Source organism: Candidatus Synechococcus spongiarum, assembly GCF_900047545.1.
Classification (GTDB): Bacteria; Cyanobacteriota; Cyanobacteriia; order PCC-6307; family Cyanobiaceae; genus Synechococcus_B; species Synechococcus_B spongiarum_C.
Map to the genome: position 1 here is coordinate 1 of NZ_FITM01000045.1, position 7,173 is coordinate 7,173.

Consider the following 7,173-nt stretch of genomic DNA (forward strand, 5'->3'; position numbering starts at 1 on the left):
AACTCCTCCCAAGGCACCTCCTCCTCCATCACCGACAAAAATCTCTCACGCTTGGTTTCCCTCTTCACCATGCTCCGCTCAAAATCGCTGAAGCTAAGTTGACAGTCTTTCCTGATGGAGCTCCAAGGTTGCTCCCTTCATTGTAATACATCCTCTCCCCATTTCCCAGGTTTCCCTTAAGATACAGCTTTTGAACGCAGGCTGGTCTGGGCAATCCAGGCCATGGGCTGCGGGGACGTGGTGGTGGCCGCCGATAACATCATGTCCAGCCCTCTGCTCCTGCAAGGCTGGCAGGCTGCTGTGGTGTCCAGGTCCGGATCAGCAGCCGATCACAGGGATTCAAGAACTGCATGGGGCGGGGACCCATGCCCGTGGCGGGATTCGAACCCGCACTGGAGCGATTTTAAGTCGCCTGTCTCTGCCAATTGGACTACACGGGCCGGCATTGGGCCAAGCCCTTTAGCTTAGGTTAGAACATCCAGGTGGAAGCCTAAGATCCACACCACTCCCGGTCTGTGCCCCATGACCCAGCTTGAGACCCACACGGAACCCATGGTGGTCAATTTCGGCCCCCACCATCCGTCCATGCATGGGGTGCTCAGGCTGGTGGTGACCCTGGACGGGGAGGACGTGGTGGACTGCGAGCCCGTTATCGGCTACCTTCACCGCGGCATGGAAAAAATTGCCGAGAGCCGCACCAACGTCATGTTTGTCCCCTACGTGAGTCGTTGGGACTATGCGGCGGGCATGTTCAACGAGGCGGTGACCGTCAACGCTCCCGAGCGGCTGGCGGACATTACCGTTCCCAGACGGGCCAGCTACATCCGGGTGTTGATGCTGGAGTTGAACCGCATTGCCAACCACCTGCTCTGGCTGGGACCGTTCCTTGCCGACGTGGGGGCCCAAACCCCCTTCTTCTACATCTTCCGGGAGCGGGAGATGATCTACGACCTTTGGGAAGCTGCCACCGGTCAGCGGTTGATCAACAACAACTACTTCCGCATTGGGGGGGTGGCGGTGGATCTGCCCTACGGCTGGCTGGAGAAATGCACGGACTTCTGTGACTGGTTTGGCCCCAAAATTGACGAGTACGAGCGGCTGATCACCGATAACCCCATCTTCCGTCGTCGCATCACCGGCCTGGGAACCATCAGCCGGGAAGAAGCCATCAACTGGAGCCTCTCCGGCCCCATGTTGCGGGCCTCGGGCGTCTGCTGGGATCTGCGCAAGGTGGATCACTACGAGTGCTACGACGACTTTGATTGGGAGGTGGCCACGGCAGAGGAGGGGGACTGCTTTGCCCGCTATCAGGTGCGGATCCAGGAGATGCGGGAGTCCTTGAAAATCCTGCGCCAAGCCTGCCGCAGCATCCCCGGAGGCCCGACGGAAAACCTGGAGGCGCGCCGCCTGCAAGAGGGCCGCAAGAGCCAGTGGTACGACTTCGACTATCAGTACATGGCCAAGAAGGTGGCGCCCACCTTCAGGATCCCCAGCGGGGAACTCTATGCCCGGGTGGAGACCGGCAAGGGGGAGTTGGGGGTGTTTCTTGTGGGCAGCAACGAGGTCACCCCATGGCGCTGGAAGATCCGCGCCCCGGACTTCAACAATCTGCAGATCCTTCCCCACCTGCTCAAGGGGGTGAAGGTGGCGGACATCATGGCCATTCTGGGGTCCATCGATGTGATCATGGGATCCGTGGACCGCTGAGAAGGCCCAGGTCGGCTGCAACACGGTGGGAACAGGCATAGCCGCTGAAGGCCACCGCATTAAGACCCTGGCCCGGAAAGCAGGAGTCCCCAACGCAGTAGAGACCTGGAATGCCGGTGCGGTTGAAGGGCATGGGAAGCAACCCCGGCAGGTGCCGTGCAGGCACCGGACCGTAGCTGCCCCGGCTGCGGCCCAGAAAACGGCGGTGGGTGCGGGGTGTGCCAATGTCCTGATGCTCAATGGCGCCCTCCAGACCAGGCCAGAGGCGGCTCAGGCGTTGCACAAGCTGTTGAGCAGCGGCCTCCTTTTTCCGGCGGTAGGCCGATGGACTTAAGCCTGTCCAATGCTTCATGTCGCTGGGGGTGAAGGCGTGGACAATGTGGCGACCGGGCGGGGCCAGATCGGAATCCAGCAGGGTGGGGATAGACACAAACGCGGTGCCCTGCTCCCCGTCCATCTGCTCCCAGCGCTCCAGCAGCAGGTGGTGGCAATGGCTGTGGGGGGGGATGACCCGGGATTGCACCCCCAGGTGCAGGGAGAGAAAGGAGGGGGAGGGTTTGTAGCGTCGGCGCCACACCTTCTCCCGGCGGGGGATGCGCTCCTCCGGCACCAGGCTGCCGAAGGTGTCCCAACGGGTGGCGTTGGAAATCACCCGCCGGGCCTGGAGTCGCTCCCCGCTGGCCAGGATCACCCCAACGGCGCGGTTACGCTCCAACAACACCTGGCTCACCCGGGCACCGTAGCGAATCTCTCCCCCATGACGCTCCAGGCCCCGCACCAGCCGGCGGCTGATTTCTCCCACGCCCCCTTTGGGATAGTTCACACCCCCCGCGTGGCGGTCGGCGAACACCATGCCGCCGTTGATCATGGGGGTGCGGTCAGCCGGCATCACGGACCAGCAGTAGCACTCCATGTCAATGAGGCGCAGCAACTGGGGATCACGGATGTGACGCCGGGCCACATCCCCCACGTTCACGGGCAGCCAGCGGGCCAGACCCAAACAGGCCAGGGGATTGCGGAAAAACACCTGGGCCAGGTAGCGGGGCTCCTCAAGGGACTTGAGGGGAATGGCGTCCAGACAGCGAAACACCTGCCAGCAGGTGTCGTAAAAGGCGCGAATGCCGCGGACTTCATCCGGGAACTGCTCTGCCAGGGTGGCAATCCAGGTGTTGTAGTCCCGGCTCACCGCCAGGTCCAGGTGATCCGGGAGATGGTAATGGAGTTGAACGGGGTCGGGGATGGTGTCCAACTCCTCCCCCACGTCCACTAGAGCCCTGGTCAACAGGTTGGTGGTGCCCCGCTTGCCAAAGCCGAAAATCATGGAGGCGCCCACATCAAAGCGGTAGCCGGGGCGATCAAAGCTGCCGGCACTGCCGCCAGGAATCAGATAACGCTCCAGCACCAGGGTGCGGGCCCCCTTGGTGGCCAACTGGGAGGCTGTGACCAGGCCGCCAATACCGGCGCCAATGACGATGGCGTCCCAGGACGGGGCGGAATGGGTCACCCCCATGGTCAGCGGTGGGTCAGCGGAGTTCCTTCATCGTGCCTTGGAACTGCTTGAGGGCGTCGCGGCCAATGATGAAGACCACCCAACTCAGGGCACCCAGCACGGGGAAGGCAACGAGGAGCAGACGCCAATCCACGGATTCAGCAACAATGATTGCTATTTACTTTACGGCTGTGGCCCTTCCGGTGCGGGGCTGTGGGCGACCTGGCCACAATCTGTGACCAATCCGTGGCCAAAAATGCCCTCTGCCCCCAGCATTCCGTGGGTGCGGGCCAACTGGGCATAGTCATCCGCGTGGCGGCGCTGCTCTGCCACGGCCTCTTCACTGAGGGAACGCACCGGCCTCGCAGGGACACCGGCCACCAGCATCTCAGGGGGCACGTCCCTGGTGACCACAGCCCCGGCGGCCACCATGGCCCCGGCCCCCACGGTGACCCCGTTGAGCACGATGGCGCCCATGCCCACCATGGCACCCTCCTGCACAATGGCGCCATGGATCACGGCACGGTGACCAATGGTGACCCGGGCGGCGATGACCACGGGAGCACCCGGATCTCCATGGAGGACGGCTCCGTCCTGTACATTGCTGTTGGGGCCGATGCGGATGGAGGCCAAATCCCCCCGCAACACCGCCGTGGGCCACACGGAAGCGCCAGGAGCCAAATCCACGTCCCCCACCACAACGGCAGAGGCGGCCACCCAACTGTCCGGAGCCCGGCGGGGTGAGGGCCAGGATGCAGGGACGGATCGGGACATGGTCAAGGTGGCGCTTGCGTGATAGTCTCCATTGGGATTGCCCCGTCAGGGTCGCTAGCTCAGCGGTAGAGCATCCGGCTTTTAACCGGCTGGTCCTGAGTTCGAATCTCAGGCGACCCATGCTTTCCCCCGAAGTGTTTCCAGTGCTGAAGGGTTTCAGGGCCAGCCAGCCATATGATGGTTGGCCTTCAACAGACTTTCTTCCAATCCGGTAAGCTTTCTGTGACCACCGGACACCCTCTCTTCACTGCCATGGCGCTGGTTCCCCTTCGACTTCTTCTCGACCATGCCGCTGAGAACGGCTATGGGATTCCCGCTTTCAACGTCAACAACCTCGAGCAGGTGCAGGCGATCATGGAAGCAGCCCATGAAACCGACAGCCCGGTCATCCTGCAAGCCTCACGCGGCGCCCGCAACTATGCAGGCGAAATTTTCCTCCGCCATCTCATCCTGGCCGCCACGGAGACCTACCCCCACATTCCCGTGGTGATGCACCAGGACCACGGCAACGCCCCCAACACCTGCTACTCCGCCATCACCAACGGCTTCACGTCGGTGATGATGGACGGCTCCCTGGAAGCGGACGCCAAGACCCCCGCCAGCTACGACTACAACGTGAACGTCACCCGAACAGTGGTGGACGTGGCCCACGCCGTGGGCGTCAGCGTGGAAGGGGAGCTGGGCTGCCTGGGCTCTCTGGAAACGGGCAAGGGTGATGCGGAAGACGGCCATGGTTTTGAAGGAGAACTCTCGCGGGACCAGTTGCTGACAGACCCTGGTGAAGCCGCCGATTTTGTGGCCAAGACAAAGGTGGATGCCCTGGCCATTGCCATCGGCACCAGCCACGGCGCCTACAAGTTCACCCGCAAGCCCACAGGCGAGGTGCTGGCCATCTCCCGCATCGCGGAAATTCACAAGGCCCTGCCCAACACCCACCTGGTGATGCATGGCTCCAGTTCGGTGCCCAAGGAGTGGCTGGACATCATCAACCAGCACGGTGGTGACATCCCCGAGACCTATGGCGTTCCGGTGGAAGAGATCCAGGAGGGCATCCGTAACGGTGTGCGCAAGGTGAACATTGACACAGACAACCGTCTCGCCTTCACCGCGGCGGTGCGGGAGGCGGCCGCTGCCGATCCCGCCAACTTCGATCCCCGCCACTTCAACAAGCCGGCCCGCAAATACATGAAGCAGGTGTGCCTTGATCGCTATCAGCAGTTCTGGTGTGCCGGCAAGGCCAGCACCATCAGGCAGCAGCCCATCGGCATCTACGCGGATCTCTATGGCAAAGGCAGCCTGGATCCCCGTGTGGCCGTGGCGGTCTGAGGGAGAATAAATCCGCCCTCTCTTCACCGGCGAGTGCTGACAGTATCAGCCCTCGCCCTATCTAGGGAGTGTATCCTGGTTGTGGAGTCTAGTCAGACCTACTCCAATGGCCAACCGTATTCCCGCAGCAGCAATCCAGCAGTACTCACAGGAGCATCTGCGGGAAGTTTTGAACACGGCGGGTCGGCGGCTAACGCCTCAACGGGAAAAGGTGCTCTCTCTGTTTCAGAATCTGGGACTTGGCCATCACCTCACGGCTGATGATGTGCATCACCATCTGAAGCAGGCGGGGAACAGGGTATCTCTGGCCACCGTCTATCGCAGCCTCAAGCTCCTGGTAGCCATGAGGTTATTGGATGAGGGAGAGTGGCAAGAAGGGTTGCGTTGCTATGAGTTGCGCCAGGGGGGCGGCAAGATCCACCACCATATGGTCTGCATGTGCTGCGACCATACGGAAGAATTTGTCAGTGAAGTCATTACAGCAGCCTCTAGAGACATGTCTAAAGTCGCGGGCTTTGAACTAACAGAAGTGCGTCTTATTTTGCGGGGAATTTGTAGACGCTGCCGGCAGCGTAGCAAGGCCACAGCGTCTACATTTTCCTAGGGAAACCCGGGTTCTGGACGGGGGCGTCGGAGGGGAGCCACTTTAAGGCATGGGGGGAACGCTTCCCCATCAAACGGCTGTGCCGCAAGGGCAGAGCCACGGTCGGCGCCCTACACTGCCCAACCACAAGACCTGCTCCCCATGGCTGCCAGCGACACCAGCCCTACTCCATTCACCGGTGTGGGCGCCGTGGCGCGGCAGGCCTTTCCCCTGGCCGCCATCACAGGGCACGACGCCGCCAAGCTGGCCCTGCTGTTGTCGGCCGTGGATCCCGGCCTCGGCGGCGTGATCATCGCCGGTCGCCGTGGCACAGGCAAATCAGTGCTGGCGCGGGGGCTCCATGCCCTGCTGCCCCCCATTGAAATTTTGCGGGGCAGCCTCAACAGCGATCCCTGTGATCCCCAGGATTGGGACCCCACCACCCGGCAGCGCTGGGCCGGGGTGGCGCCTGAGCAACTGCCCACCCAGGTGGTGCCGGCCCCCTTTGTGCAGGTTCCCGTTGGCGTGTCCGAGGACCGGCTGCTGGGGGCCGTGGATGTGGGCGCCTCCCTCAGCAGTGGTCGGGCGGTGTTCCAGCCGGGGCTGCTGGCGGAAGCCCATCGGGGGGTGCTCTATCTCGACGAGTTGAACCTGCTGGATGACGCCATCATCAACCTGCTGCTGGAGGCGGTGGGCAGTGGTTGCAACCGCGTCGAGCGGGAAGGCGTCAGCACCAGCCATCCCTGCCGCTGCCTGCTGCTGGCCACCTACAACCCGGAGGAGGGTCCCGTGCGGGACCACCTACTGGACCGCTTTGCCATGGCCCTCAGCGCCGATCAACTCCTGACGGAGAATAACCGGGCGGCGGCGGTTGCCACGGTGCTGGACTCGGACCGTGATCCCCAGGGGTTTCGTGAGCGTTGGCAGCAGCAGACCGAGACCCTGGCCACCCAGTTGTTGCTGGCGCGCCAGTGGCTGCCGGATGTGCAGATCAGCACGGCTCAAGTGGCCTATCTGGTGGAAGAAGCCATGCGGGGCGGGGTGGATGGGCATCGGGGGGAGTTGTTTGCCATGGGGGTGGCCAAGGCCGCAGCGGCCCTGGCGGGGCGGGACGAGGTGTTGGCGGAGGATCTGCGCACGGCTGTGGAATTGGTCATTGCGCCGCGGGCGCGGTTTGATGGTCGCCAACAGCCGCAGGAGCAGCCCCCCACCCCGGAACCGGATCCAGGGCAAGACCAGGACACCGGATCCGATGCCGAGTCGGACCCGCCGGAGGAGCCGGACAGCTCCCCGG

The 7,173-nt window shown here is 63.0% G+C and carries 7 protein-coding genes and 2 tRNA genes; 5 read left to right on the plus strand and 4 right to left on the minus strand.

Annotated features, from left to right (window positions below; translation table 11 throughout):
- Positions 1–366: 366 nt before the first annotated feature.
- Positions 367–440: transfer RNA gene (locus FLM9_RS01760), tRNA-Leu, on the minus strand.
- Positions 441–522: 82 nt separating this feature from the next.
- On the opposite strand from FLM9_RS01760, the gene FLM9_RS01765 reads away from it, so the two are divergent.
- The gene (locus FLM9_RS01765) at positions 523–1,707 is read left to right on the plus strand and encodes an NAD(P)H-quinone oxidoreductase subunit H (RefSeq protein ID WP_074456983.1); all 1,185 of its coding nucleotides are present in this window, start codon (positions 523–525) and stop codon (positions 1,705–1,707) included.
- On the opposite strand, the gene crtH is transcribed toward FLM9_RS01765, so the two are convergent.
- The 3 genes from crtH to FLM9_RS01780 are packed head-to-tail and all read right to left on the minus strand — an operon-like array spanning position 1,685 to position 3,970.
- Entirely contained in the window at positions 1,685–3,217 is a 1,533-nt protein-coding gene (gene crtH / locus FLM9_RS01770; RefSeq protein WP_074456984.1) for a carotenoid isomerase, read from the minus strand. The two genes, FLM9_RS01765 and crtH, sit on opposite strands and share 23 nt — an antisense overlap.
- A 13-nt stretch (positions 3,218–3,230) precedes the next feature.
- Entirely contained in the window at positions 3,231–3,350 is a 120-nt protein-coding gene (locus FLM9_RS01775; RefSeq protein ID WP_102135449.1) for a photosystem II protein Y, read from the minus strand.
- A 29-nt stretch (positions 3,351–3,379) separates the two neighbouring features.
- Positions 3,380–3,970: a gamma carbonic anhydrase family protein gene (locus FLM9_RS01780; RefSeq protein WP_081340120.1), complete on the minus strand. Its 591-nt coding sequence runs from the start codon at positions 3,968–3,970 to the stop codon at positions 3,380–3,382.
- Between the two features lie 48 nt (positions 3,971–4,018).
- On the opposite strand from FLM9_RS01780, the gene FLM9_RS01785 reads away from it, so the two are divergent.
- From FLM9_RS01785 to FLM9_RS01800, 4 genes are all read left to right on the plus strand, one after another.
- Positions 4,019–4,090: transfer RNA gene (locus tag FLM9_RS01785), tRNA-Lys, on the plus strand.
- 132 nt (positions 4,091–4,222) lie between these two features.
- A complete protein-coding gene (gene fba, locus FLM9_RS01790; protein WP_074456986.1) occupies positions 4,223–5,296 on the plus strand; it encodes a class II fructose-bisphosphate aldolase in 1,074 nt (357 codons plus the stop codon).
- A 106-nt stretch (positions 5,297–5,402) separates the two neighbouring features.
- Positions 5,403–5,900, plus strand: a complete 498-nt coding sequence (locus tag FLM9_RS01795; RefSeq protein WP_074456985.1) for a Fur family transcriptional regulator — start codon at positions 5,403–5,405, stop codon at positions 5,898–5,900.
- A gap of 141 nt (positions 5,901–6,041) precedes the next feature.
- Positions 6,042–7,173 (plus strand): magnesium chelatase ATPase subunit I (locus tag FLM9_RS01800; RefSeq protein WP_180365266.1); only part of this gene is annotated, 1,132 nt, incomplete at its 3' end.